Origin of the sequence: Actinoalloteichus sp. AHMU CJ021 (assembly GCF_002895405.1) — a bacterium.
GTDB classification, from domain to species: Bacteria; Actinomycetota; Actinomycetes; order Mycobacteriales; family Pseudonocardiaceae; genus Actinoalloteichus_B; species Actinoalloteichus_B caeruleus.
Genome location: NZ_CP025990.1, coordinates 2,118,722 through 2,141,709 on the forward strand (window position 1 = coordinate 2,118,722; position 22,988 = coordinate 2,141,709).

General features: G+C 74.0%; 28 protein-coding genes. 14 read left to right on the forward strand and 14 right to left on the reverse strand.

The annotated features are described in order from the left end of the window. The first annotated feature begins 151 nt into the window (after nt 1-151). Both C1701_RS08800 and C1701_RS08805 read left to right on the forward strand, forming a co-directional pair. Complete coding sequence (locus C1701_RS08800) at nt 152-1,537, forward strand: MFS transporter (RefSeq protein ID WP_035291399.1); 1,386 nt, start codon at nt 152-154, stop codon at nt 1,535-1,537. A 73-nt stretch (nt 1,538-1,610) separates the two neighbouring features. Continuing rightward, complete coding sequence (locus C1701_RS08805; protein WP_245588682.1) at nt 1,611-2,135, forward strand: DUF2771 family protein; 525 nt, start codon at nt 1,611-1,613, stop codon at nt 2,133-2,135. A 187-nt stretch (nt 2,136-2,322) separates the two neighbouring features. Here the strand turns inward: C1701_RS08805 and C1701_RS08810 are convergent, their stop codons facing one another. Continuing rightward, nucleotides 2,323-2,709: a cold-shock protein gene (locus tag C1701_RS08810; RefSeq protein WP_016700119.1), complete on the reverse strand. Its 387-nt coding sequence runs from the start codon at nt 2,707-2,709 to the stop codon at nt 2,323-2,325. A gap of 276 nt (nt 2,710-2,985) precedes the next feature. Between C1701_RS08810 and C1701_RS08815 the strand changes: the two genes are divergently transcribed. The 3 genes from C1701_RS08815 (at nt 2,986) to C1701_RS08825 (ending at nt 4,912) form a co-directional block, all read left to right on the forward strand. Further along, on the forward strand, nt 2,986-3,207 hold the full coding sequence (locus C1701_RS08815; protein WP_026417513.1) for a hypothetical protein: 222 nt from the start codon (nt 2,986-2,988) through the stop codon (nt 3,205-3,207). Nucleotides 3,208-3,333: 126 nt separating this feature from the next. Then, nucleotides 3,334-4,011 carry a TetR/AcrR family transcriptional regulator gene (locus tag C1701_RS08820; protein WP_162147267.1) on the forward strand — a complete coding sequence of 226 codons (678 nt, stop codon included), beginning with the start codon at nt 3,334-3,336 and terminating at the stop codon, nt 4,009-4,011. Between the two features lie 121 nt (nt 4,012-4,132). Continuing rightward, nucleotides 4,133-4,912, forward strand: coding sequence for a PhzF family phenazine biosynthesis protein (locus C1701_RS08825; RefSeq protein WP_026417514.1), 780 nt, complete (start codon nt 4,133-4,135; stop codon nt 4,910-4,912). A gap of 48 nt (nt 4,913-4,960) precedes the next feature. Here the strand turns inward: C1701_RS08825 and C1701_RS08830 are convergent, their stop codons facing one another. The 3 genes from C1701_RS08830 to C1701_RS08840 all read right to left on the reverse strand — a co-directional run bounded on the left by C1701_RS08830 (nt 4,961) and on the right by C1701_RS08840 (nt 6,807). Next, on the reverse strand, nt 4,961-5,719 hold the full coding sequence (locus tag C1701_RS08830; RefSeq protein WP_211237461.1) for an HAD-IIA family hydrolase: 759 nt from the start codon (nt 5,717-5,719) through the stop codon (nt 4,961-4,963). Between the two features lie 166 nt (nt 5,720-5,885). Further along, nucleotides 5,886-6,290: a TOBE domain-containing protein gene (locus tag C1701_RS08835; RefSeq protein WP_026417516.1), complete on the reverse strand. Its 405-nt coding sequence runs from the start codon at nt 6,288-6,290 to the stop codon at nt 5,886-5,888. Next, nucleotides 6,241-6,807 carry a MarR family transcriptional regulator gene (locus C1701_RS08840; RefSeq protein ID WP_051313373.1) on the reverse strand — a complete coding sequence of 189 codons (567 nt, stop codon included), beginning with the start codon at nt 6,805-6,807 and terminating at the stop codon, nt 6,241-6,243. Before C1701_RS08840 ends, C1701_RS08835 begins: the two co-directional genes overlap by 50 nt. 171 nt (nt 6,808-6,978) lie before the next feature. Between C1701_RS08840 and moaA the strand changes: the two genes are divergently transcribed. From moaA to C1701_RS08870, 6 genes are all read left to right on the forward strand, one after another. Further along, a complete protein-coding gene (gene moaA / locus C1701_RS08845; protein WP_081715216.1) occupies nt 6,979-8,037 on the forward strand; it encodes a GTP 3',8-cyclase MoaA in 1,059 nt (352 codons plus the stop codon). Between the two features lie 234 nt (nt 8,038-8,271). Then, nucleotides 8,272-8,913 (forward strand): AAA family ATPase, encoded by a 642-nt coding sequence (locus C1701_RS08850; RefSeq protein WP_081893356.1) that lies wholly within the window; start codon nt 8,272-8,274, stop codon nt 8,911-8,913. Nucleotides 8,914-9,146: 233 nt separating this feature from the next. Further along, nucleotides 9,147-9,521, forward strand: coding sequence for a DUF4267 domain-containing protein (locus C1701_RS08855; protein ID WP_026417518.1), 375 nt, complete (start codon nt 9,147-9,149; stop codon nt 9,519-9,521). Beyond that, nucleotides 9,518-10,102 (forward strand): TetR/AcrR family transcriptional regulator, encoded by a 585-nt coding sequence (locus tag C1701_RS08860; protein ID WP_030104329.1) that lies wholly within the window; start codon nt 9,518-9,520, stop codon nt 10,100-10,102. Before C1701_RS08855 ends, C1701_RS08860 begins: the two co-directional genes overlap by 4 nt. A 78-nt stretch (nt 10,103-10,180) precedes the next feature. After that, nucleotides 10,181-10,468, forward strand: a complete 288-nt coding sequence (locus C1701_RS08865) for a MoaD/ThiS family protein (RefSeq protein WP_051313375.1) — start codon at nt 10,181-10,183, stop codon at nt 10,466-10,468. A 477-nt stretch (nt 10,469-10,945) separates the two neighbouring features. Then, nucleotides 10,946-11,623, forward strand: coding sequence for a LysM peptidoglycan-binding domain-containing protein (locus C1701_RS08870; protein WP_026417521.1), 678 nt, complete (start codon nt 10,946-10,948; stop codon nt 11,621-11,623). Between the two features lie 157 nt (nt 11,624-11,780). Here the strand turns inward: C1701_RS08870 and C1701_RS08875 are convergent, their stop codons facing one another. The 8 genes from C1701_RS08875 to C1701_RS27270 form a co-directional block, all read right to left on the reverse strand. Then, complete coding sequence (locus C1701_RS08875) at nt 11,781-12,215, reverse strand: hypothetical protein (RefSeq protein WP_026417522.1); 435 nt, start codon at nt 12,213-12,215, stop codon at nt 11,781-11,783. A 1-nt stretch (nt 12,216) separates the two neighbouring features. Then, complete coding sequence (locus tag C1701_RS08880) at nt 12,217-12,939, reverse strand: hypothetical protein (protein ID WP_026417523.1); 723 nt, start codon at nt 12,937-12,939, stop codon at nt 12,217-12,219. A 29-nt stretch (nt 12,940-12,968) separates the two neighbouring features. Then, entirely contained in the window at nt 12,969-13,313 is a 345-nt protein-coding gene (locus C1701_RS08885; protein ID WP_026417524.1) for a hypothetical protein, read from the reverse strand. 248 nt (nt 13,314-13,561) lie between these two features. After that, complete coding sequence (locus tag C1701_RS08890; RefSeq protein WP_051313377.1) at nt 13,562-14,611, reverse strand: molybdenum cofactor biosynthesis protein MoaE; 1,050 nt, start codon at nt 14,609-14,611, stop codon at nt 13,562-13,564. Beyond that, nucleotides 14,584-15,075, reverse strand: a complete 492-nt coding sequence (gene moaC / locus C1701_RS08895) for a cyclic pyranopterin monophosphate synthase MoaC (RefSeq protein ID WP_026417526.1) — start codon at nt 15,073-15,075, stop codon at nt 14,584-14,586. Before moaC ends, C1701_RS08890 begins: the two co-directional genes overlap by 28 nt. 45 nt (nt 15,076-15,120) lie before the next feature. After that, on the reverse strand, nt 15,121-15,747 hold the full coding sequence (locus tag C1701_RS08900) for a GNAT family N-acetyltransferase (RefSeq protein WP_030105179.1): 627 nt from the start codon (nt 15,745-15,747) through the stop codon (nt 15,121-15,123). Nucleotides 15,748-15,855: 108 nt separating this feature from the next. Then, nucleotides 15,856-17,250: an NAD-dependent malic enzyme gene (locus C1701_RS08905; RefSeq protein WP_026417528.1), complete on the reverse strand. Its 1,395-nt coding sequence runs from the start codon at nt 17,248-17,250 to the stop codon at nt 15,856-15,858. A 186-nt stretch (nt 17,251-17,436) separates the two neighbouring features. Further along, nucleotides 17,437-17,622, reverse strand: a complete 186-nt coding sequence (locus tag C1701_RS27270) for a hypothetical protein (protein ID WP_026417529.1) — start codon at nt 17,620-17,622, stop codon at nt 17,437-17,439. A 114-nt stretch (nt 17,623-17,736) separates the two neighbouring features. On the opposite strand from C1701_RS27270, the gene C1701_RS08910 reads away from it, so the two are divergent. Continuing rightward, a complete protein-coding gene (locus C1701_RS08910) occupies nt 17,737-20,019 on the forward strand; it encodes a helicase-associated domain-containing protein (protein ID WP_026417530.1) in 2,283 nt (760 codons plus the stop codon). 41 nt (nt 20,020-20,060) lie between these two features. Here the strand turns inward: C1701_RS08910 and C1701_RS08915 are convergent, their stop codons facing one another. Next, nucleotides 20,061-20,444: a hypothetical protein gene (locus C1701_RS08915; protein WP_026417531.1), complete on the reverse strand. Its 384-nt coding sequence runs from the start codon at nt 20,442-20,444 to the stop codon at nt 20,061-20,063. A 230-nt stretch (nt 20,445-20,674) separates the two neighbouring features. Between C1701_RS08915 and C1701_RS08920 the strand changes: the two genes are divergently transcribed. Next, nucleotides 20,675-21,169, forward strand: coding sequence for an SRPBCC family protein (locus tag C1701_RS08920; protein WP_081715218.1), 495 nt, complete (start codon nt 20,675-20,677; stop codon nt 21,167-21,169). A gap of 49 nt (nt 21,170-21,218) precedes the next feature. Here C1701_RS08920 and C1701_RS08925 read toward each other — a convergent pair whose 3' ends face one another. After that, nucleotides 21,219-22,091 (reverse strand): helix-turn-helix domain-containing protein, encoded by an 873-nt coding sequence (locus C1701_RS08925; protein WP_051313381.1) that lies wholly within the window; start codon nt 22,089-22,091, stop codon nt 21,219-21,221. A gap of 159 nt (nt 22,092-22,250) precedes the next feature. Between C1701_RS08925 and C1701_RS08930 the strand changes: the two genes are divergently transcribed. Then, nucleotides 22,251-22,931 (forward strand): RibD family protein, encoded by a 681-nt coding sequence (locus C1701_RS08930; RefSeq protein ID WP_030105176.1) that lies wholly within the window; start codon nt 22,251-22,253, stop codon nt 22,929-22,931. Nucleotides 22,932-22,988 lie beyond the last annotated feature (57 nt).

Genomic DNA, 22,988 nt, shown 5'->3' on the forward strand with positions numbered 1-22,988 from the left:
GGCGGCGGAGGGGGCCGGAACCAGGGACGAGGACCCCACGCGGCGCCTCACCCCACCACCGCCACCCGGCTCCGGACCCGAGCGGGATGGCCGGCGGGGTGGTGACACCCGCCCGCTCCGCGACGGCGGACCGCCGCCGAGGAAGCTCACCGTGACCCGGGTCGCCCTGTACCGGGCCCGTCAGCTCTCCCTGCACGCGGTGGACCTCTTCTGGCGGGCCGCGCACGCCGACGGGGCGGCGCGGACGGGGCTGGACCGCCTCACCTACGCGGTGATGGCGAACGTCGCCGTGGACGCCGCCATCGCGGTCGCGCTGGCCAACACCTTGTTCTTCTCGGCGGCCCCCGGCGAGAGCAGGGGCATGGTGGCCCTCTACCTGCTGATCACGGTGGCCCCGTTCGCGGTGGTCGCTCCGGTGGTCGGGCCGGCACTGGACCGGATCCAGCAGGGCAGGCGGTACGCGCTGGGGGCGTCCTTCGCGGCCCGGGCCCTGCTCGTCGTGGTGATCGCCCTGAACCCCGACGGCTGGGTGCTGTACCCGGCCGCGTTGGGCTGCGTGATCATGTCCAAGTCGTTCGGCGTGCTCCGGGGAGCGGTGACGCCCCGGGTCCTCCCCGCCGAGGTCTCCCTGGTGCGCACCAACTCCCGCCTGACGATCTTCGGGTTGGCGGCCGGAGCGGTCGCCGGTGCGCTGGCCACCGGACTGGTCGCGCTGTTCGGCTCCGGCGGGGCGCTCTGGTGGGCCGCGCTGCTCGCGGTCGGGGGGACGGCGCTGTGCCTCCGCGTCCCCGCCTGGGTGGAGAACACCGACGGGGAGGTGCGGGCCACCCTCGGCGCCCGGCCGGGCGGTGCGCGACAGCCCCTGGGCCGCCTGGTGGTGCTGGGTCTCTGGGGCGCCGGGACCGCGCGCCTGTTGACCGGCTTCCTGACGTTCTTCGCCGCCTTCGCCATCCAGGCGACGGACGACACCGCGGGGATGCACGTGCTCATGCTGGCGCTCCTCGCGGGAGCGGCCGGCCTGGGCAACCTGCTGGGCAACGCCGTGGGCAGCCGGATCCGGATGAGCCGACCCGACCAGGTGGTCATCGGTGTGGTGGGCGCCGCGCTGGCCAGCACCGCGCTCGCGGCGATCGCCGCCGGCTACCCCACCGCCCTGCTGGTCGCCCTCGTCGGAGCGACAGCCAGCGCGCTGGCGAAGGTCAGCCTGGACTCGCTGCTGCAACGGGAGCTACCGGAGGAGGCCCGGGCGTCGGCGTTCGGGCGGTCGGAGACCGTGCTCCAGCTGAGCTGGGTGTCCGGTGGCGCGCTGGGGCTGCTGTTGCCGCCCACCTACTGGGTCGGGTTCGCGGTGCTGTCGGTCCTCGTGGCGGTCGGGCTCACCCAGACCATCCTGATCGGACGGGGGCGGAGCCCGCTGCCGTTCCTGGCCGCCGGTCCACCGGTGGGCCCCGGGTCCGGCGCCGGGCCGGACCACCCCCCTCCGGCGAACGAGGCGGGGACGCCGCCGGGTCGAGCCGGCCCCGGAGGCGACGGCTGATCGACGGGTTCCCGGTGGCCCCCGCCCCCGCCGGGTGGGCGGTCCGCCCGGAACCGCACCGTAAGCTCCAGCCGTGCGCATCAGGGAGCTGAGGACACGGGCCGGGCGAGGCGGCGGACGAACGGGACGGCGGCTCCGCGCCGTGGGGGCCGCAGGACTGGCAGGGCTCGCCGTCGCGGGCTGCGCGAGTCCGACGGTGCCGGCCGTCTCCTTCTACGCGGCGGGCGAGACGGCCCGGACCGGACCCGCCCAGCACTGCGACGTGCTGATCGAGGAGTGCTCGGTCGACCCGGAGGCGGTGGCGGAGCTGCGGGTACCGCCGGGGTACCCGCTCCAGGTGTCGGTGCCCGGCGAGGTGGGGGACGCCCCGTGGCAGGTGACCTTCCGCTACCGGGAGGACGGCGAGGAGGTGGAGGCCCGCAGCCCCGTTTTCCCGCCAGGGGAACGCCAGGCGTACACGCTGCGGCTCCCCGATGACGCGGCCCAACTGGAGACCGTGGAGATCCAGGAGTTCAGCGCGGTGCTGGTCGAGGACCCCGAGGGGGGCGTCGGATTCATCACGCGCGGCACCTGGGTGCTCTCGGTGGACGACCGCTGACGGGGGGGTGGCCGGCGACGAGGCCGACCGGCTGACGAGGACACCGCCTGCCCTCGCACCGGGGGACGTCCACCGGCTCACCCGTGTCCCGCCGGCGGCGAGGCCGCGCCCCGAACCAGCGGTACCCGTTCCGGCGGGTGGCGCCCCCTCGGCCACGCGACCGGCACCGGGCTCCGCCGGGACGGCGTCAGGGCTCCAGTTCGCGGGCGACCGCCCGCACCACCTCGGCGATCCGCTTGGTGTTCCGCCGGTCCGGGTAGCGGCCCCGGCGCAGCTCCGGCTGGACCTTCGCCTCCAGCAGCTTGATCATGTCCTCGATGAGGCCGTGCAGCTCCTCGGCGGGACGCCGCCGCGCCTCGGCCACCGAAGGGGGCGCGTCGAGCAGCTTGACCGACAGCGCCTGCGGACCTCGGCGGCCCTCGGCCATGCCGAACTCCACCCGCTGGCCGGTCTTGAGCGCCTCCACCCCCGGCGGGAGGGCGGACGCGCGAACGTAGACGTCCTCGCCCCCGTCCTGGGTCACGAAGCCGAAGCCCTTCTCCGCGTCGTACCACTTGACCCTGCCGCTCGGCACTGTCCTCACCGTTCCCTGTCGTCGATGGATGTCGTTCCGGTGCACTGGGTTCGTCTCCCCCGGCACGACGAACGCGCCCGGACCCAGGCATCATGGCGGATCGCACCGACCGGTACGCCGCCGTCATGGTCCCAAGCCAGGACGCGTCTCCCTCCAGCGTAAGGGGTACGTCGAGCCCGTTCCGCCGTCCTGGGTCCCGACTGCCCCCGCCCCTCCCCCGGTGACGGCGGTCGCCTCGCTACCGGCCGCCCCGTGGCGCGGCGTAAGGTGAGCCTCATGTCGTCGAAGTCCTCCCGGAGCATCGCCCTGCCGATAGCGTTCGTGCTGTTCGCGGTGGGCCTGCTGGCGGTGCTGGGCACCTTCGCCGGGTACGGCCTCGGCTACCAGGACCAGCCGGTGTGGCTGAACGTCGGGACGCTGCTCACCCCGGTCGGCCTCGCGGTCGGCGTCGTGGCGGTGCTGTTCCAGGCCCGGCGGACCCGCCGGTCCGCCCGATGACCGGAGCCGGTCCCGGCCGGGCCCTGCCCTCCGGGGAGCTCGGCTCCCTCCGGCCCCGGGCTGGGTGGTCGGCGTCGACTCCGCCGGTCGATTGACATCGAAGCGCTGTCCGGAAGAATGATCTCCGTGGACTCGGCCACCCGGTTGCCCGTTCGGGTCAAGATGTCGCTCCGGGACACCCTGTTGGCGGGGGCGGTCGAGCTCCTCACCGAACGCGGGTTCCACAAGTTGCGGATGAGCGACGTCGCCGCGACGGCGGGGGTGAGCAGGCAGACCGTCTACAACGAGTTCGGCGGCAAGGAAACCCTCGCCCACGCGGTGGCCCTGAGCAGGGCGCACGCCTACCTCGACGGTGTCGGCGCCGTACTCGCCGCCTCGGACGACCCCGTGGCGGGGGTGAAGGCCGCCGTCCGGCACACGCTGGACCGCACGGTCGAGGACCCGCTGTTGACGTCCATCCTCACCGGGATCAACGCCACCGCCCTCTTCCCGTTCCTCCACGCGCCGGACCGCGTCACGCTGCGGGCCGCCGTGGAGCTGATCAGCAAGCACCTCCGCCAGCAGCTGCCGAGGATGCCTCCCTCCGCCACCGTCTTCTACGCCGAGAGCATCGTCCGGTTGACGCTGAGCCACCTGTTGCTGCCCAGCTCCAGTCCAGCCGAGGCCGCGGACTCCGTCACGGCCATCGCGGCGACCCTGCTCGCCCCGCACCTGTCCGCCCACGCGCAGCGCCGCCGGCCGGCCAGGGGCATCGCCAAACCGGGCGGCCCCCGGGCCTCCCACCTGGGTGGAGCGAGCAACTGACCCGCTCGCGGCGGGTGCTCCCCTCGCGAACTGGGCGTACCGGGAACCACCTGCCGTGAACTGCCAACCAGTTGCGCGCGAAAGGACCACCCGGTGCGCGTCGGCCCGCTAGGGTCTCGCCATGTCGGTTGACGTATACCTCGTGGACGCCTTCAGTGACCGAGCGTTCAGCGGTAATCCCGCCGGAGTGGTCCTCCTCCCCGGGTTCCGGGACCCGGAGTGGATGCAGGCGGTGGCCGCCGAACTGAAGCACTCGGAGACGGCCTTCGTGCAGATCGGGGCCGAGGACCAGGACGAAGCCCTCCCGCTGCGGTGGTTCACCCCCGAGACGGAGGTGGACCTGTGCGGGCACGCCACACTGGCCGCCGCTCACGTGCTCGGTGGCAGCCAGCGCTTCACCACCCGCAGCGGCGAGCTGCGCTGCGTCTCCACGGGTGGGGGCTGGGTGGAGATGGACTTCCCCGCCGACCCGCCGAGCAGGGTGGACGGAGTTCCGCCCACCGGCCTCCCCGAGGTCACCGTGACCGGGATCGGCATGGGCCGGGAGGACCTGCTGGTGGAGGTCGCGTCGCCGGCCGAGGTCCGCGCCCTGCGCCCGGACCTCGCCGCGCTGGCGTCCCTGCCGGGGCGTGGGGTGATCTTCACTGCCGAGGAGACGGCCGGCGAAGCCGACTTCGTGAGCCGGTGCTTCTACCCCAAACAGGGGATCCCCGAGGACCCGGTGACCGGCTCGGCGCACTGCGTCCTCGCCGGGTGGTGGTCGGAGCGGCTGGGACGCTCGTCCCTGCTCGGTGAGCAGGTCTCCGCCCGGGGCGGGCGGGTGCGCCTGGAGCTCGAGGGTGAGCGGGTCCGGCTCGGCGGCCGCGCGGTCACCGTGCTCCGCGGCTCGCTGTACGCCTGACCGCCGGCCGGGCCGGGCCAGCGCCCACGGGCCCCAGGACCGCGACCGTCACCCGGGGAACGGGTCCGCCGACCTGCCGACCAGGTCCGCCACCGTGTCGATGATGCGGGTCGGTCGGTAGGGGTAGGCCTCGGCGGTGTCCCGGCCCGAGATCCCGGAGAGGACGAGGATGGTGGGCATGCCCGCCTCCAGGCCCGACCGGACGTCGGTGTCCATCCGGTCACCGATCATCAACGTGTTCTGCGAGTGGGTGCCCAGTGCGCGCAGGGCGGACCGCATCATCAGCGGGTTGGGCTTGCCCACGTAGTAGGGGGCCCGCCCGCTGGCCCGCTCCATCAGCGCCGCGACGGCACCGGTCGCGGGCAGCGACCCCTCCCGGCTCGGGCCGGTCGAGTCGGGGTTGGTCGCGATGAACTTCGCACCCGCCTCCAACAGGCGCACCGCCCTGGTGATCGCGGTGAAGCTGTAGGTCCTGGTCTCCCCGAGCACCACGTAGTCGGGATCGCGGTCGGTGAGCACGTACCCGACCTTGTGCAGGGCCGTGGTCAACCCGGCCTCGCCGATCACGTAGGCGGACCCGCCCGGCCGCTGGGCGTCCAGGAACTGCGCGGTGGCCAGGGCGGAGGTCCAGATCGCGTCCTCGGGGACGTCGAGACCGTTGCCGAGCAGCCGGGCCCGGAGGTCGCGGGGGGTGTGGATCGAGTTGTTGGTGAGCACCATGAACCTGATCCCGCGCTCGGTGAGCTCGGCGAGCAGCTCACCGGCTCCCGGGACCGGGTGCTCCTCGTGCACCAGCACGCCGTCCATGTCGAACAGGTACGACCAGGCCGGCTCCTCGGACGGGACGGACTCGGGGACGCTCGCTGCCTCGCTCACCGAAACATGCTGCAACGGGAGGCACCGTCAGCGCTACCGGTGTGTCCGACTCGTCCGGTCCGCCGGTCCGCCGGGATCGGCGCTCTCCGGCCGGAGGTCACGTCGGGGGCCGCGGCGTCTCCACCACCACGTGGGTCGACTTGACGACGGCGACGGCGAGCACCCCGGGTTCCAGCCCCAGCTCGCGGACCGCCTCCGTGCTCATCAGCGACACCACCCGGTGCGGCCCGCACACCAGCTCCACCTTGGCCATCACGGTGTCGGCGACGACGTCGGTGACCAGGCCGACGAACCGGTTGCGGGCCGAGCGACCCACGGCGGAGGGATCGGGCACCGCGCGGGCCGTGGAACCCGCGAAGGCGGCGAGCACCGCGCCGTCCACCACCTTGCGACCCGCGGCGTCGACCTCACCGGCGAGCTGCCCGGAGTCGAGCCAGCGGCGGACGGTGTCGTCACTGACCCCCAGGAGCCCGGCTGCCTCGGAGATGCGGTAGAGCGGCACGGCGCGACACTACTCGGCGGCCGACCGGCCGCCGTGGCACACCGCCGCGCGGCGCGCCGAGGCCCCGCTCGTCGCCGGCGTCGATGGCCTCCCGGACGGCGCCGATCATCCGCAGGCAGTAGTCCTCGATCACCGCCAGTTCCTCGTCCCCGTACTCGGCGACCAGCTCCTCGGTGAACGGGACGAGTGCCTCGACGGTCCCGGAGGGCACCGGCGAGGGCGCGAGCCGGACCCGGACCCGCCTCCTGTCGTCCGGGTCGGGGACGCGGACGACGTACCCCGCTTCCTCGAGGCGGTCGAGCAGACCGGTGACCGCGCCCGTGGACAACCCGACTCCCTCGGCGATCTCCCCGGCGCTGAGGGGTACCGGTGCGCGGCTGACGAGGTCGAGGCACTTGTAGGCGGTCGGCGACAGGCCGAGTCGTTCGGCGAGCCGACCGTGGAGCAGGGCGGTCGCCGCTCCGAGTTCGCGGCTCAGCTCCGCGAGCCTGGCCGCTCGCCCGGCGCGCTCGGACATGGGCACCTCGCCTGCGTGTTCCTGGCCGTCCCCGGTGGGCGGTCCTCGACCGGGCGGCTGACCCGCGGATGGTAAACCGGCGGGCCACCGCCCGTCGGATCGACCCCTCCGCCCCAGCTCCGGGTGCCCGCTCCCCGGGCGGCTTCGCCGCCGCACTCTAGGCTGGGACAGATGACGGCGGTTGATCTGGGCATGCCGAGGGTCCCCCGGTCCCGGGACCTGCCACCCCGGCCCGGGACACCAGAACTCGTGGACCGTTACCAACGGGTCGCCACCGACCTGCGGGTCTCACTGATCGACAAGTGCAACCTGCGCTGCCACTACTGCATGCCGGCGGAGGGGCTGGACTGGCTGCCCGCCCGGGAGCTGCTCACCACGCGGGAGGTGGTCCGGCTGGTCCGGATCGCGGTGGAGCGCCTCGGGGTCACGGAGCTGAGGTTCACCGGAGGGGAGCCCCTCCTGCGCCCGGACCTGGAGGAGATCGTGGCGGCCGCCGCCGCGCTGAGTCCGAGGCCGGGGATCTCGTTGACGACGAACGGCATCTCGCTGCGGTCCCGGGCGGCCGCGCTGGCCGCCGCCGGCCTGGACCGGGTGAACGTGTCGCTCGACTCGGTGCGGCCGGAGACGTTCCGGCGCATCACCCGGCGGGACCGGCTCGCCGACGTCCTGGACGGCCTCGCCTCGGCGGCGGAGGCCGGACTGCGTCCGGTCAAGGTCAACGCGGTCCTGCTCCCCGGGGTCAACGAGCACGAGGCGGTCGAGTTGGTCCGGTTCTGCCTCGCCCACGGGTACGAGCCCCGCTTCATCGAACAGATGCCGCTCGACGCGCAGCACGGGTGGGACCGGTCGGCGATGGTGACGGCCGACCGCATCCTGGAGCTGCTCTCCGAGTCGGTCCGGCTCACGCCGGCCACCGACGACCGGGGTTCCACGCCCGCCGAGCGGTGGCTCGTGGACGGCGGTCCCGGCACCGTGGGCGTCATCGCGTCCGTCACCCGACCGTTCTGCGGGGCGTGCGACCGCACCAGGCTCACGGCCGACGGGCAGCTCCGGTCGTGCCTGTTCTCCCAGGAGGAGACTGATCTGCGGGCACTGGTCCGGGCGGGGGCCGACGACGACGGCATCGCCGCGGCCTGGCGCGAGGCGATGTGGGGGAAGCCCGCCGGCCACGGGATCGACGACGAGGACTTCGTCCAGCCCCAGCGCCCGATGAGCGCCATCGGCGGCTGAGCCGTCTCCACGCCCGTCGGGGATGACGGCCCGGCGCGGGCTCCACCGTGTTCCCGTCTCCCGTTTCCCGTGCTTGTCACCTCCGCTCCTGAGCGGCAGTGCCGGCGACGCGCGGGCGGGACGCACGCGCGGGCGGAGGGCGCCCGCGGCCGCGTCTGGCACCAGCGTGCCGCTCGGACGGGAAGAGCGGGGGACGGGCGAGGACGTTCGCCCCCGAGGAGGAGAGGACAGGAAGTGCGGAGCACGACAGGTGTCCCGGGGCGGGGAGCGCCCGACGAACGGTTCTTCGTCCTGACCGGGGGGCCGGGGTCGGGCAAGACGACGATCCTCGACGAGCTGGCGGCCCGAGGGATGGCGGTGACACGAGAGGCCGGGCGCGGGATCATCCAGGACCAGGTGCTGGTGGGCGGACCGGCACTGCCCTGGGCGGACCCCGCGCTGTTCGCCGAGCTGATGCTCTGCTGGGAGCTCCGCTCGTACCGCGCCGCCGCCGAGGAGGCGGGACCGGTCTTCTTCGACCGGGGCACGCCGGACGTCCTCGGCTACCTGCGGCTGTCCGGTGCGAGGGTGCCGCCGCACGTCCAGCGGGCGGCGCGGGAGGTCCCCTACCACCGCCTGGTGTTCGTGACCCCGTACTGGCCGGAGATCTTCCACCACGACGCGGAGCGGAGGCAGGACCACGCGGAGGCGGAACGGACCTGCGAGGTGATGCTGGCGGTGTACCGCGAACTCGGCTACGAGACGGTGCTCGTCCCGAGGGGGACGCCCGCCGAGCGGGCCGACTTCGTCCTGGAACGCGTTCGCGACCAGCGCCCGGCTCCCTGCGAGGTGGCCGGGCACGGGGAGCGGGCCGAGTCCCCACCGGCGCTCCCCTGACCAGTCGACCGGCAGCGCGTCACCGACGGCACGTCCGGGCCGCCAGGGGACGACGTCCGGCGTCGGGACCCGCCGCCAGTCGCCCGCCGAGGGCGCTGAGGGCGCGAGGGCGCTGAAGGCGCGAGGGCGCTGGGGGCGCTGGGGGCACTGGGGGCGCCTGGAAATCCTCGGCCGGGCGGCGGCACGTGGTACTGTCATCGACAGATTCCCTTTCAGCGAAAGATCGGAGCCGCGTGGCCACCGCTGGTGTCACCATCGCCACCCTCGCGGGACTCGCCATCCTCACGATCGGCGTCCTCTACCTCCTGGCGCCCCGCCCGATGGCGGCCAGCTTCGGCCTGCCCTCCGTCCCGGAGGGCAGGGACGTGGCCTGGCTGCGCCTCAAGGGCGTACGCGACCTCGCCACCGGGGTCGTCGCCTTCACGGTGCTGTTCACCGCCCCGGCCGCCACCCTGGGGTGGACCGTCGCCGCCTTCACCATCGTTCCCATCGGTGACGCGGTGACGGTGCTCCGCGCCGACGGGCGCCGGAGCGCCGCCTACGGGATCCATGGGGCGACGGCCGTGTTGATGCTCATCGCCGCTGGCTTCCTGGTGAGCGCCGCATGACGGGCCAGGAGCACCCGCCCCCGACGGACCCGAGGGAGCGCCGCCGGCTCGCTCGCCGTCACGAGATCATGGACGTCGCCCTGGCGATCGCCGAAGGCGAGGGTTGGGAGGCGGTGACGACCCGTCGGGTCGCCCGGTCGATCGACTACAGCCAACCCGTCATCTACCAACACTTCGCCAGCCGGGACGACCTCGTCGCGGCGATCGCCCGGCGGGGCTTCGACACCCTCACCGGCGAGATCGAGAGCGTCGCGCGCACCGGGGGCGCCCGCCCCTTCGAGGGGCTGTGCCGCCGTTACGTCGAGTTCGGCCGCCGCCGCCCCCGCCTGTACGAGGTGATGTTCGGTGCGCCCACGAGCCTGGTCTTCGCGACCGCCGACACCCCGGAGGAACTCCGGCGGACGTTCCTCACCCTGCGGGAGCTCGTCGCACGGGGACACCAGTCGGAGGACGCGGACGGAGTGACCGAGTTCTTCTGGGCCTGTTGCCACGGCCTCGTCTCCCTGCTGCTCGCGGGCCGGATCCCCGAGACCCGGGTGGAGGAGCACGTGCGCCGGATCGGCCACCTGCTCGACGGATGAGGAGCGCGCCCCCGCCGCGCGCCCCCCTCGGCGGACCTCGAGGCGGCGGAGGAGGGAGCACCAGGAAGGATGCGGAGGATGAGCCACGAAACGTCGCCGCCCGAGGCCGGGAACCGCATCGTCGTGCGGTACTTCGCGGGCGCCGGGGCGGCCGCCGGCACGGGCCAGGAGTCCCTGCCGCTCCCGGACGGCGAGCCCACGGTGGCGGCGGTGCTGGCGATGGTGAGCGACCGGCACGGGGAGCGCCTGGGCCGGGTGCTGCGCGGGTGCAGCTTCCTCCTCGACGGTGTAGCGGTGCGTGACCGGAACACGCCGATCACGGCCGGGAGCGAGCTGGACGTCCTCCCGCCGTTCGCCGGTGGTTGAACGAGTCGTTGACCCTCCGCATCCAGCGTTCCCCTACAAGAACTTCACATCCTCACCCCTTTGGGGGTAATCACCATCCGTCGATCGCCCAATCGCCTACCGTGAGCAAGGAACGTGAGCCAGGACTCACGCGCCGTGATCGATATCAGGATGGACACGGGGGGATAACGGCCCGCTGACCAGGCACGATGGCCGCATCGATGAACACCCCTCCGTGTTACTGTGACGAGCGTCACCATTGATAGGGTTTGGGATTTGTCCGGCGCTTACGTAGCGTCGCCTCTCGGTCGCCCCGAACGGCCATGACAACCGAGGAGTCCGCCGCGCCGAACCCTGTCCAGCGGGCTCCCCACCCCCGAACCACAGAGCCGGACAGGGACTCAGAAAGCCAGGGCGCATCCAGCGCCAGGCCGGACAGGGAGCCGCCCCGCCACGAGCGGGACCGGATTCCAGCAGGCGCGGGTAGGAGAGAGGGACATGTCTCGCTACCAAGGCAAGCACCGCAAGGCTTCCGCTTCCAGCCGCACCTTCGCCCGGATCGCCGTCGCCGGCGCCATCGTCGGTGCCCCGCTGGCCATGGCCGGAACCGCGCAGGCCGCTGACTGGGACACGCTCGCGCAGTGCGAGAGCAGCGGAGACTGGAGCATCAACACCGGCAACGGCTACTACGGCGGTGTGCAGTTCTCCCCGACCACCTGGGTCGAGTTCGGCGGCACCGAGTACGCGCCGATGGCTCACCAGGCGACCCGTGAGCAGCAGATCGCGGTCGCCGAGCGGGTGCTCGCGGTCCAGGGCCCCAACGCCTGGCCGGCCTGCAGCGCCAAGACCGGCTGGCACCTGCAGGAGGGCGCGCCCGTCGCCGCTCCTGAGCCCGCCCCCGAGCCCGTCGCCGCCGAGGAGCCGGCTCCCGCGCCGGAGCCCGCCCCCGAGCCCGTCGCGGCGGAGGCCCCCGCCCCCGCCCCGGCCCCGGCCCAGCCCGCGGACATCCAGAACCACCCCGAGGGCAACTACACCGTCGAGGCCGGCGACACGCTGTCCAAGATCGCGGCTGAGCACGGCACCACGTGGCAGCGCATCCACGAGGACAACGAGGACGTCATCAACGACGCCGACCTGATCTACACCGGTCAGGTCATCCTGGTGAACGGTTCCTGACGACCGCGAACCCACGCCGAGGTCCCACCGCTTTCCCCCGGGCGGTGGGACCTCGGCGTTCGCGTGTCGGGACGTGACGACGCGGGACCGGCCGGTGCCCCGGACCGGCTCCCCCGGCCCGTCGCCCAGCCAGCGGCCGCTCGACGCGGCCAGCCGCTCAACGCAGATAGCCGCGCGTCTCGAAGTCCTCGTCGTCGTCCTCGTCGTCGCGGCGGCGGCCCCGAGAGCTCGGCGGGGGCCCGAACATCGCGGCCCGCCGCTCGGCGTCCACCTCCGCCTGGACCTCCTCCTCCTGACGCCGGCCCTCCTCGGCCGCCTCGGCCCGCTCCTCCTCACTCAGCCCTCGGTAGGCGTCGGCGAGGTTGACCAGCGCCGGGGCGGCGGCCCTGGCGAACGCGGGTTCGCGCAACAGGTCCCGAGCCCCCCGCCGCCCGTTGGCGACATCGTCGAGCAACGCCCGCAGCTCGGGGTCCCGCGCGCGGTCCCGCGCCGCTCGCACCGAACGCAGGATGCGCCGCGAACGGGCCTCGTCTCCTCCCGCGATGTCCAGCATCGGTTCCCGGGACTCGGGATTCCCACCGGTGGTCGACACGTCAGCTCCCTCCTGGGTGCGTGTAGCCCGCCCCGGGCAGCGGGACGGTCTCCTCGAGGTTCAGGGAGGCGGTCAGCCCCTGGACGATCCCGGTCAGCGCGTACACCGCCGTGATCATCAGGCCGATGGCCTCGATGGCCTGCGCCCACTTCGCCAGGGCCTTGCCGATGGTGTAGACGGCGGCGGCGATCGCGACCGCCGTGGTCGTGCCCGCCGTGAACAGTCCGGTGGCTCCGCCCAACGCCTCGAAGATCAGCTCGATGACCAGGTCGACCAGCGCCGAGATGATGTTCTCCAGCGCCTTCAACTGGAAGTAGATGGCGCGCTTGAGCTCTCCGAAGCCCTCCGCGGCCTCCGCTATCACCGTCCGCTGCTCCCGCAGGGCCTCGGCCACCCTGCCGAAGTAGTCGTCGGCCGCCGACGCGGCGTTGCCCTCCCAGGCGAGACCGGGCACCAGGTCCGCCAGCTGGTCGGCGTAGGCGCCGTGGAACTCGGCGAGGTTGTTCAGCGCCGCCTCGGCCTTCCCGACCTCCTCCCAGTTCCCGACGATCTTCTCGCCGAGCTCCGTGACGGGGTCGACTCCGAGTAGCTCCTTGCACCCCATCCTGATGTAGTGGGTGATGCTGAACCAGTCGGTGAACCCGAGGACCTTCTCGGCCCACGTCGGCATCACCTCCTCCGCCTCCGGCGCGGTGAGCACCTCGGCGGGACTGCTGGCTGCCATGCGTCGAACTCCTTCCGGGCCGGAAGCCGTCAGTCCTGGTCGAACGAGTGCTCGGGCGAGTAGGTCGCGTCGATCCTGGCGGCCTCGGACTCCTCCAACCCGGCGTAGTCCTCGCCCGCCGCCTTCATCGCCGTCGCCGACTCCTCCATCCGGGAGCGCAGCACCAGCGCGTTCCCGGAGATCGCCGTGGCGACCTGGGTGCAGAACTCGACGAGGGAGCCGTAGACCAGGCCCAACTCCTCCGACTTGACCATGATGTGCTCCATGGCGTACTCGGATGCCGTGTTCGCGTCCTCGGCGAGGGAGTTCAGCAGGGTGGGGCCCTGGGTGATCAGGGTGTCCGGATCGTCGAGCTCGTAGCCCGAACCGGCCATGGCGGCCTCCTGGTGTCGCGGGACGGGGGAAGCCCCGCACCGGCACCCCGGCCTCGGACCGGGTGTCGACACCGCGCTGCCGGCGACGGGGCCGTCACCGTCTCCGACGCCCCGCCCCTCGGCCCAGTTCCGTATCCGATGGTGGATATTCGCACGTCAGGAGGGGGGCGATACGGTGGATCGCCCTCGGTCGCGCCCTCAGCCGCCCAACGGATGTCGCACCGGATGCGCGGGTGGGCGGCCACCGCTCACGGGCAGTTCACCCATTCCTCGCTACCGTCCGCGAACCGCTGCCGCTTCCACACCGGGAGCCGCCGCTTGACCTCGTCGACGAGTTCGGCGCAGGCCGCGAACGCCTCGGCCCGGTGGTCGGCGGCCACGGCGCAGGCCAGGGCGCACTCCCCGATGGCGAGCCACCCCGCCCGGTGGCTGACGGCGAGGGCCCGCAGGCCGGGCATACGGCCCGCCACGTCCTCGGCCACCTCCCGCAGCACCTGTTCCGCGCTCGGGTGCGCGACGTACTCCAGGTCCCGAACAGCCCGCCCGTGGTCGTGGTCACGGACCTCCCCGGAGAAGGTGACCACCGCACCGGCCTGCCGGCGCGACACGGCCGAGGCGTGGTCCGCCAGGCTCAGCGGACCCGTCGTGACGGACACGAGGGGGATCTCCGGCCCCGGTGCCGAGGTGGGGCGCGCGGGCGTCCCCGTCGCCGGCGACGCGGTTCCCGACGCTGCCGGCCCGGCCGGCTGTTCGTCCGCCGCGCCACCCGAGGGCTCCGAGGGCACGGCCGGGGGGTGGTCGCCACCGGCGATCTGGTCGAGGGCGTGGGCGAACACCCCGTCCAGGACGGCGAGACCGTCGCGCACCCCGCCTGTCGACCCGGGCAGGTTCACCACGAGGGTGGCACCGGCGGTGCCAGCGAGGGCGCGGGAGAGAACGGCCGTGGGAACGGCGGGCAGCCCGGACCGCCGGATCGCGTCGGCGAGCCCGGGGAGTTCCCGGTCCAACAACGGCCGGGTCACGTCGGGCGTGCGGTCGGTCGGGCTGATCCCCGTGCCCCCGGTGGTCAGCACGACCGAGACGCGGTCCTCGAGCGCCCGTCGGAGTTCCTCCGCCACCGGTGCCCCGTCGGGGACGACGACCGCGTCGGGGACCCGGAACCCCCGCTGCCGGAGCCAGTCGACGACCAGGGGCCCGGTGCGATCCGGGTAGACGCCGGCGGCGGCGCGGTTCGACGCGGTGATGACCCTGGCCTCGCCCGGGTCGGACGTCAGTTCCGGTCGGTCGGCCGTGTCCATGAGCCCGTCCTGCCCCCGTCCTTGCTCTCCACCCGGACACCGTCGAGGACCGCGGCCGGGTCGACGGCCTTCACCATGTCGTGCAGCGTGAGTCCCGCGACCGTGACCGCGGTCAACGCCTCCATCTCCACCCCGGTCCGGTCCGTGGTCCGGACGGTGGCGGTGATGGCCACGCTGTCCTCGTCCGGACGGAGGTCGACCTCGACACCGGACAGCGCGAGGGGGTGGCACAGCGGCACCAGGTCGGGCGTCCGCTTCGCGCCCATGATCCCGGCCAGTCGCGCCGTCGCCAGCGCGTCACCCTTGGGCAAACCGCCCTCCGCGATCAGGTCCACCACCTCCCGGGTGGTGCGCAGGACACCGCTGGCGACCGCGACGCGGGCCGTCACCGCCTTCTCCGACACGTCCACCATCCGGGCCGCACCGGTGTCGTCGACGTGGGAGAGCCGGGCACGCTGGTCCATGACGCATGATCCTAGGCGGTGGGAGGTGCGCCGGCGCGCCCCAGGTCAGCCGGCGGGCACCCGCCGCATCGCCCAGGTGCGCGGGCCACCGGAGGGCAGGTCCACCTCGGCGACCACCCGGAAGCCGTGCCGCTGGTAGAAGCGGACGTTGCGCTCGTCGGAGGTCTCCAGGAACGCGTCTGAGCCCGCCTCCTCGGCGGCCGCCAGTCCCGGCCGGAGGAGCGCGCCACCCACGCCCCGCCCCTGCCAGCTCGGGTCGATCCCGATGGTCGCCAGGAACCAGACGGGCTCGGTGGGGCGGTGCGGGGTGAGTGCCTCCTCCACGGAGGCGGCGATCGCGGCCCGGTCACCCGCCAGTTCGCCCACCTCGGCCGCCACCGGGCCGAAGGCCGCCTCGACGTCGGTGTCCGGCGTCGTCCACGCCGCGGCACCGACGACACTCCCACCGGACTCGGCCAGCCAGACGCGGCCGTGGGGCAGCGCGATGCGCCCCACCATCAGCTCCTGGCCCCGGCGCACCCGCTCGGCGTGGTCGTCGGCGGCGACGGTGTGCCGGAGGAACGGGTAGTCGGAGAAGGCCGAGGCGAGCACGCGGCCGATCGCCGGGACGTCCTCGGCCACCGCGAGGCGTACGGACACCGGGGTGTTCCCGGAGGTGGAACCGGATGACATGGTGGAGGGCACCTTCCGCCGTCGGAGTCCACGCCCCCTTCGCCGGGGCGCGGCCGTAGCCTGCGCCACCGGGGCGGCGGATGTCATCCCGTTTTCGCCCCGGGACCCTCAGCCCTCCCGGGACCGCTCGGCCGCGGCGCGGACCGCCTCCGCCACCGCCGGCGCGACGGCCGTGTCGAACACGCTCGGCACGATGAACGAGGCGTTCAGCCGCTCGCCGTCCACCACGTCGGCCACGGCGCTCGCCGCGGCGACCAGCATGTCGTCGGTGATCTCGTGGGCCTGCGCGTCGAGCAGGCCCCGGAAGACCCCGGGGAAGGCCAGCACGTTGTTGATCTGGTTCGGGTAGTCGCTGCGGCCCGTCGCGACCACGGCGGCGTGCTGCTGCGCCTCGAGCGGGTCGATCTCGGGGTCCGGGTTGGCGAGGGCGAAGACGATCGCGTCGTCGGCCATCGTCCGGACCTGCTCGGCGCCGAAGAGGTTGGGCGCGGACACCCCGATGAAGACGTCGGCTCCCACGAGCGCGTCGTGCAGGGACCCGGTCACGCCCTCCTTGTTGGTGTGCTCGGCGATCCACTTCATGTTGGGGTCCATGTCCGACCTACCGGTGTGGACGATGCCGTCCACGTCCACGGCGAGGACGTCCGCGGGGGCGGTGCGCAGCAGCAGTCGGATGATGGCCGACCCGGCGGCCCCGACGCCGCACACGGCCACCCGGCAGTTCTCGAGTTCCTTGCCGACGACCCGCAGGGCGTTGCGGAGAGCGGCGATCACCACGATCGCGGTGCCGTGCTGGTCGTCGTGGAAGACCGGGATGTCCAACTTCTCGCGCAGCCGGTGCTCGATCTCGAAGCAGCGCGGCGCGGCGATGTCCTCCAGGTTGATGCCGCCGTAGACCGGCGCGAGGAGCTCCACCGTGCGGATGATCTCCTCGGTGTCCTGGGTGTCCAGGCAGATGGGCCAGGCGTCGACGTCGGCGAACTTCTTGAACAGCGCCGCCTTGCCCTCCATCACCGGCAGCGCGGCGGCGGGACCGATGTTGCCCAGGCCCAGGACCGCGGAACCGTCGGTCACCACGGCGACGGTGTTCCGCTTGATGGTCAACCGGCGGGCGTCGTCGGGGTTGGCCGCGATCGCCTGGCAGATCCGGGCCACGCCCGGCGTGTAGGCGCGGGAGAGGTCGTCCCGGTTCCGCAGCGCGACCTTGGAGTGCACCTCCAGCTTCCCGCCGAGGTGCACCAGGAACGTCCGGTCGGAGACCTTCCTGACCGTCACGCCGGGCAGCGAACCGAGCTCCTGGGTGATGTCGTTGACGTGCTCGGTCGAGGTCGTGTTGCAGGTGATGTCGACGACGATCCGGTCGGTGTGGGACTCGACGATGTCGAAGGCGGTGATCACACCGCCGACCCTGCCGACCGCGCTGGTGAGATCACCCGCGGCGCTCGCGGACGGCGGAGCCTCCACGCGGACGGTGATCGCGTAGCCGGGGCCGGGAACCGGCATCGTGTCCTCCCTGTTTCACCTGTTCAGGCGCGATAGCGTTGGGACAGCGTAGTTCACAGCGCTCGCGTGGCGATCAGGGGTGGAGCAGCCCGGCGGAGGAGGAAGCCGCAGTTGGGGCGGCGTGCGCGCCCCCGGAGGCGGCGCGGGGCGAGCGCGCCGCCCGGAGGCGTCACAGTCTGACGTTCATCACCTGTTGATCCTGGTGACGGGGTGCCGGTAGGGCAGCTTGTCCTGGGGCAGCGGGAACTCCACCTCACCGAAGGGGGACAGCGCCCCGGCCACGGGGGCGGCCAGCTCGCTCACCGCGTACTTGCCCTCGTGGACGTCCGGCCACGTCGGTTCCATCCGGTCACTCGGCACAGGCTTGGCCACGGCTCCTCCTGATCGCAACGGGTCGTCTCGCACCCGGCGGACGGCCGCCTGACGGCCCCACGGGCGGCGGGTGCTGCTCATCAGTGTGCCCGATACGGGCTAACGTGGACGCCGATGCCCGGCACCTCACTCGCGGACTGGCTGCGTGACCAGGACGACGGCACGCTCGCGGCCCTGCTGCGGGCGCGCCCTGACGTGGCCACCCCGCCCCCCGCGGACAGCTCGGTCCTGGCCACCCGCGTCGGAGTCCGGGTGTCCGTCGCCCGGGCCTGCGATGACCTCGACGCCCGTTGCCTGGACATCCTCACCGCCCTGCTGGTCCTCGACGCCGACCGTCGGCCCGCCTCCCGGTCGGAGCTCGACCGGCTGCTGGGCGACGCGGTACCCGCCGAACCGCTGCGCGACTCGCTCACCACGCTCACGCACCGCGCGCTGGTGTGGACCGTGGGCGACGGGGCTGAGCTCGCCGTCGTCCCCAGCCTCCGCGAGGTTCTGGGCCCCTACCCGGCCGGGCTGGGCAGGTCGGTCCCCGACCTGGCCGGGGTCGACCCGCTCGCCAGGGTGGCGGAACTGGGCGAACCGGAACGCCGGCTGCTCGACACCCTCGCCGCGGGCCCGCCGGTCGGGGCCACCCGGGAGGCGGGCAGCCCGGTGCCGACACCACCCCGGACGCCCGTGCAACGCCTGCTGGCGGCGGGGCTGCTGGTGCGGCGGGACAGCGAGACCGTCGAACTGCCCAGGGAGGTCGGGCTGGCCCTGCGCGGTTCCGACCCGCTCCCGGGCTTCCGCGGCACCCCACCGGTCCTGGACACCGCCCCCCGTGACGCCGCACTCGTCGACGCCACCGCCGCCGGCGCGGCGATGGAACTGGGCCGGCAGGTGGAGGCGGTGCTGCGCCTGTGGTCGGCCGACCCCCCGCCCATCCTGAAGTCCGGCGGGTTGGCGGTCCGGGAGCTCAAACGGGTCGCGAAGGCCGTGGACTGCGCCGAGGGGCACGCCGCCCTGCTGGTGGAGCTGGCGGTGGGCGCGGGGCTGGTCGCGGCCAGCGGGGAGGAGTCGGGCGACTGGCTGCTCAGCACAACGGCGGACCAGTGGCTGAGCGCGCCCCCCGAGCTGCGCTGGGGGGCGTTGGCCAGGGCGTGGCTCCACCTCCCCCGCCTCCCCGGGCGGACGGGTGCGCGCGACGAGCGCGACCGCGCGCTCGGCCCGCTCTCCGACGACCTGCGCTTCCCGCAGGCCCCCCTGGAACGGGTCCGCGTGCTGGATCTCTTCGCCGGGCTGGCCCCGGGCACGGTGGTCCGCGACCAGGAACGGGCCGTCGCGGTCCTCGCCTGGCGGGCCCCCCGCCGCGGCGGACGGCTCCGGGACCAGCTGGCCCGGTGGACCGTCGAGGAGGCGACCTCGCTCGGCGTGCTGGCGTTGGGCGGGCTCTCCACGGCGGGCAGGGCGCTGCTCGCCGAGGCGAGCGGTGCGCCTCCGGAGGACGAGCCGACCCGCCTGATGGGGGCAGCGATGCCCCCGCCGGTGGACCACGTGCTGGTCCAGGCCGACCTGACCGTCGTCGCCCCCGGCCCACTCGAACCCGGGCTCAGCGACATGATGGGGCTGGTCGCGGACGTGGAGTCCGCGGGAGGGGCCACCGTCTACCGGGTCACCGAGAGCACGGTGCGCCGAGCTCTCGACGCCGGTCACACCGCGGCCGAGCTGCACGACTTCTTCCGCACCCGGTCCAGGACGCCCGTCCCCCAGTCGCTGTCCTACCTCCTCGACGACGTGGCGCGGCGGCACGGGCTGCTCAGGGTCGGCACGGCGGAGTGCTTCGTCCGCTGCGAGGACCCCGTCCTGCTCGCCGAGGTGCTGAGCAGTCCCAGGACGACCGACCTCGGGTTGCGCCGGATCGCCCCCACGGTGGCGATCAGCCCGCTACCCCTCGGTGACGTCCTCGCCGAGTTGCGGGCGGCGGGGTTCGCCCCGGCCGCCGAGGACACCGGCGGGCAGCTGCTCGATCTGCGACCCCCCGGACGCCGCACGGCCCGGCGCGCCGCTCCGGGCCGGCGGACCGTGCCGACCGGCGCCCTCGGTGAGGAGCGGGTGCTCGAGCTGGTCGCGCACCTCCGGGCGGGCGACCGCGCCGGAGCGGCCCAACGGGGTCGCACGGCCTCCTCGGGCGTCGGGAACGGGACCAGCTCGTCGGCGGCGCTCAGCCTGTTGCACCAGGCCGTCCGCGCCGGGCGCAGCATCTGGATCGGCTTCGTCGACTCGCACGGCACCGCCACCCAGCGGGTGGTGCGCCCCGTCCGCATCGGCGGCGGGTACGTGGAGGGCTTCGACCAGGACCAGGCCGCCTGCCGGTACCCGCTGCACCGCATCACCAGCGCGGCCCTGGTGGAGGACTGAGGGGAGCCGCGTCGCCTGGTTCGGGCGGCCCGCCGCCCTGATCAGTTGGGCGACCAGAGCGGCGTCGCACCGGTGCGGCCCGACGGCGGGCGGGTCCACAGGTACCGGGGACGCACCACCCGGTAGCTTGGCGACGTCGGCGCCCCCGGCTCACCCGGTTCGGGCAGGGAGAGCAACTCGACGACCACCTCGACGAACCCTCCCTCCGCCGCCCACAGCAGGGTGGCGTTCCCGGGGCCGCTGGGGCCGGCCACCATCCTCGCCGCGTGGGCATCCGCCAATCCCGTGACCCTGAGCAGGTCGATGTGGAGCCCGTGGTCGCGGGCGAAGAGCTCGGCGCGCGCGGTCCGGCCACGCGCGGGCAGCCGAACGTGGGTGAAGTTCCTCGCGGTCAACGCTCGGACCGCGTCCTGGACGGCTCGCATGTCGCTCCCGGGCGGACCGCGCGGACCGCCCCGAGTGGGGCCGGGGTGGGAACGGCGGCGGTCGCCGAACGTCCCGCTGTCGCCGTCGAGTCTGCCCGCGGGGACGTGGGCACGCGGTGTGGTGGTGGCGCCCCGGGTGCGGCGACCGGGCGGCGGCAGCCGTCCCGTCGGCCTGACCCGCGCCGACGCGACGTCGTTCCCGCTCCGGGCCTCGTGCTCCGGATGCGGTCATGGAGCGGGAACACCGAGGGACGAGCGGGGCGAGGGTGGACGAGGGCAGCGTGCGGCAGGAGGTCGTGCTCGACGTGCCGCCGCCACGAGCCTGGCGACTGGTGACGCGGCCGGACCACCCTCGGGTCTGGTACGCCTTCGACGGCGCGGCCCTGGACGGCAGGGCGGGCGGCCTGGTCGAGTACCGCCGGCGTGAGCACGGCGGGTACCTCGGGGTCGTGGAGGAGTTCGACCCGCCGACGCTCCTCCGCTACCGGTGCTCGACGCTTCCCGAACGCCCACCCCAGCCGGGCGGGCTGGCCACCGTCACCGTGCGACTGGAGGCCCGGTCACCCACCTCGACGCTGGTCCGGGTGGTGGAGAGCGGACTGACGGCGTTGGAGGTGTCCCCGGAGGATCGGCGGCAGTACCGGACGGCGACGGCGATGGGCTGGGCTGGTGGCCTCGCGCTCCTGGTGGGACCGGCGGCCTCGGCGGCGGACCGGGATCCGTGAGGCCGGTCCGCCACGACGGCCTCCCCCGGTCCGAACCGTTCCGCCGACGTCACCCCGCACCGGTCACACCGTCCTCGCCCGCCCGGTGGCGGAGCAGGTCGCCGGGGCTGAGGGCGGACAGCGCCCGCACCTCCCGGGAGAGGTGCGCCTGGTCCGCGTACCCCGCCTCCCCGGCCAGCCCGGCCAGGGACCTCCGTTGGCGGTGCGGCGACTCCGCGAGGCGGAGGAACCGGTGCAGGCGGAACGTGCGGTGCAGCTCCTTCGGCCCGAGGCCCGCGTGCGCGAGCACCAGGCGGCGGAGCTGCCGACCGGACACCCCCAGGTCGGCGGCCATCCGTTCGACCCGGGCCGCCGGGTCCCGCGCCAGCCGGTCCACCGTTCGGCGCACCCTCGGATCGGGAGCGGAACAGGCCCACCTCGTGCGGGTCGCACCGGCCGCCCCCGGCTCCCCGAGGGCCAGCCCGGTGAGTTCCCGCGCGGCGGCGGGGGAGAGCACCGCGTCCAGGGGGAGGACCTCGTCACGCAGCAGGGACGCCGGGACACCGAACACCGCTGACAGCGCCCCGGGCCGGACGCGGATCGCACGACACCGGGACCCGCCCGCCAGGCCCACCACGACCGGTGCCATGGTGGGGCCGACCAGCTCGACCACGCCGCTGTCCCACACCACGACGTCGGCGGCCCCGTCCGGCAGGACGAGCTGGTGGTGGCGTGTGCCGTCCGGGACCCGTTGGGTCCACCGCACGGCCAGCCCCGGCCACAGCGAGGTGGCGGGGTGCTCCCGGTACGACGACCCGGTGCGCACCGCCGAGGTCGCCCGGCCCTGCCCGGCTGGCAACCGCGACGGCCCGCCGGCGGAGCCCGGGTGCCAGGAGGTGTCGCCGCGCTCGGCGCGCCCGCCGGTGTCCGTGGTGGCAGACATGCCCCCACCCTGCCAGCGCCCGAGGTGGGCGTGCCGGCCCAGCCCCTGGCCGCGTCCCCGGCGGGCGGCTGGCCCCGCTGGCGGGGCGGTCCCGGCCATCCGGGTGCGGGAGGATCGTGACGCCGTGCCCACGGTGGGCGGCGAACGAGGAGGAACGCGATGGGTGAGGACCGGCCGTATGTCCTGGTGAGCTGCGCGATGTCCGTGGACGGTCACATCGACGACGCCTCGCCCGACCGGCTGCTGCTCTCCGGGGAGGCCGACTTCGACCGGGTGGACGAGGTGCGCGCGGGCTGTGACGCCATCCTCGTGGGCGCCAACACCATCCGCCGGGACGACCCGCGACTCCTCGTGCGGTCCGAGGACCGGCGGCGGGCGCGCGTGGCGAGGGGAGTTCCGCCCTCGCCGACCAAGGTCACGCTGACCACCAGCGGAGATCTCGACCCCGGAGCGGCCTTCTTCACCGAGGGGACGGTGGAGAAGCTCGTCTACGCGCCCCACCAGGCCGCCGGCGTGTTGGGTCGGGACGTCGGTGGTCGGGCCGTCGTGGTCGACGCGGGGCCCCGGGTCGACCTGGCCTGGGTCCTCGCCGACCTCGCGGGGCGGGGGGTGCGCCGTCTGCTGGTCGAGGGGGGCACGGCGATCCACACCTGGTTCCTCACGACCGGGCTGGTCGACGAACTCCACCTGGTCGTCGCGCCGTTCTTCGTGGGGGACCGCCGGGCTCCGCGCCTCGTCGGCGACGGCGAGTTCCCCTGGACGTCGAACCGACGCATGACCCTGGTGGAGGCTCGCCCGGTCGGCGACGTGGTGCTGCTCCGGTACCGGCTGCCGTCCTGATCCTCGGTCGAGTTCGACCGGTCGCGCCCGGCGGTGTTCCGATCCGGGGCCCGGAGG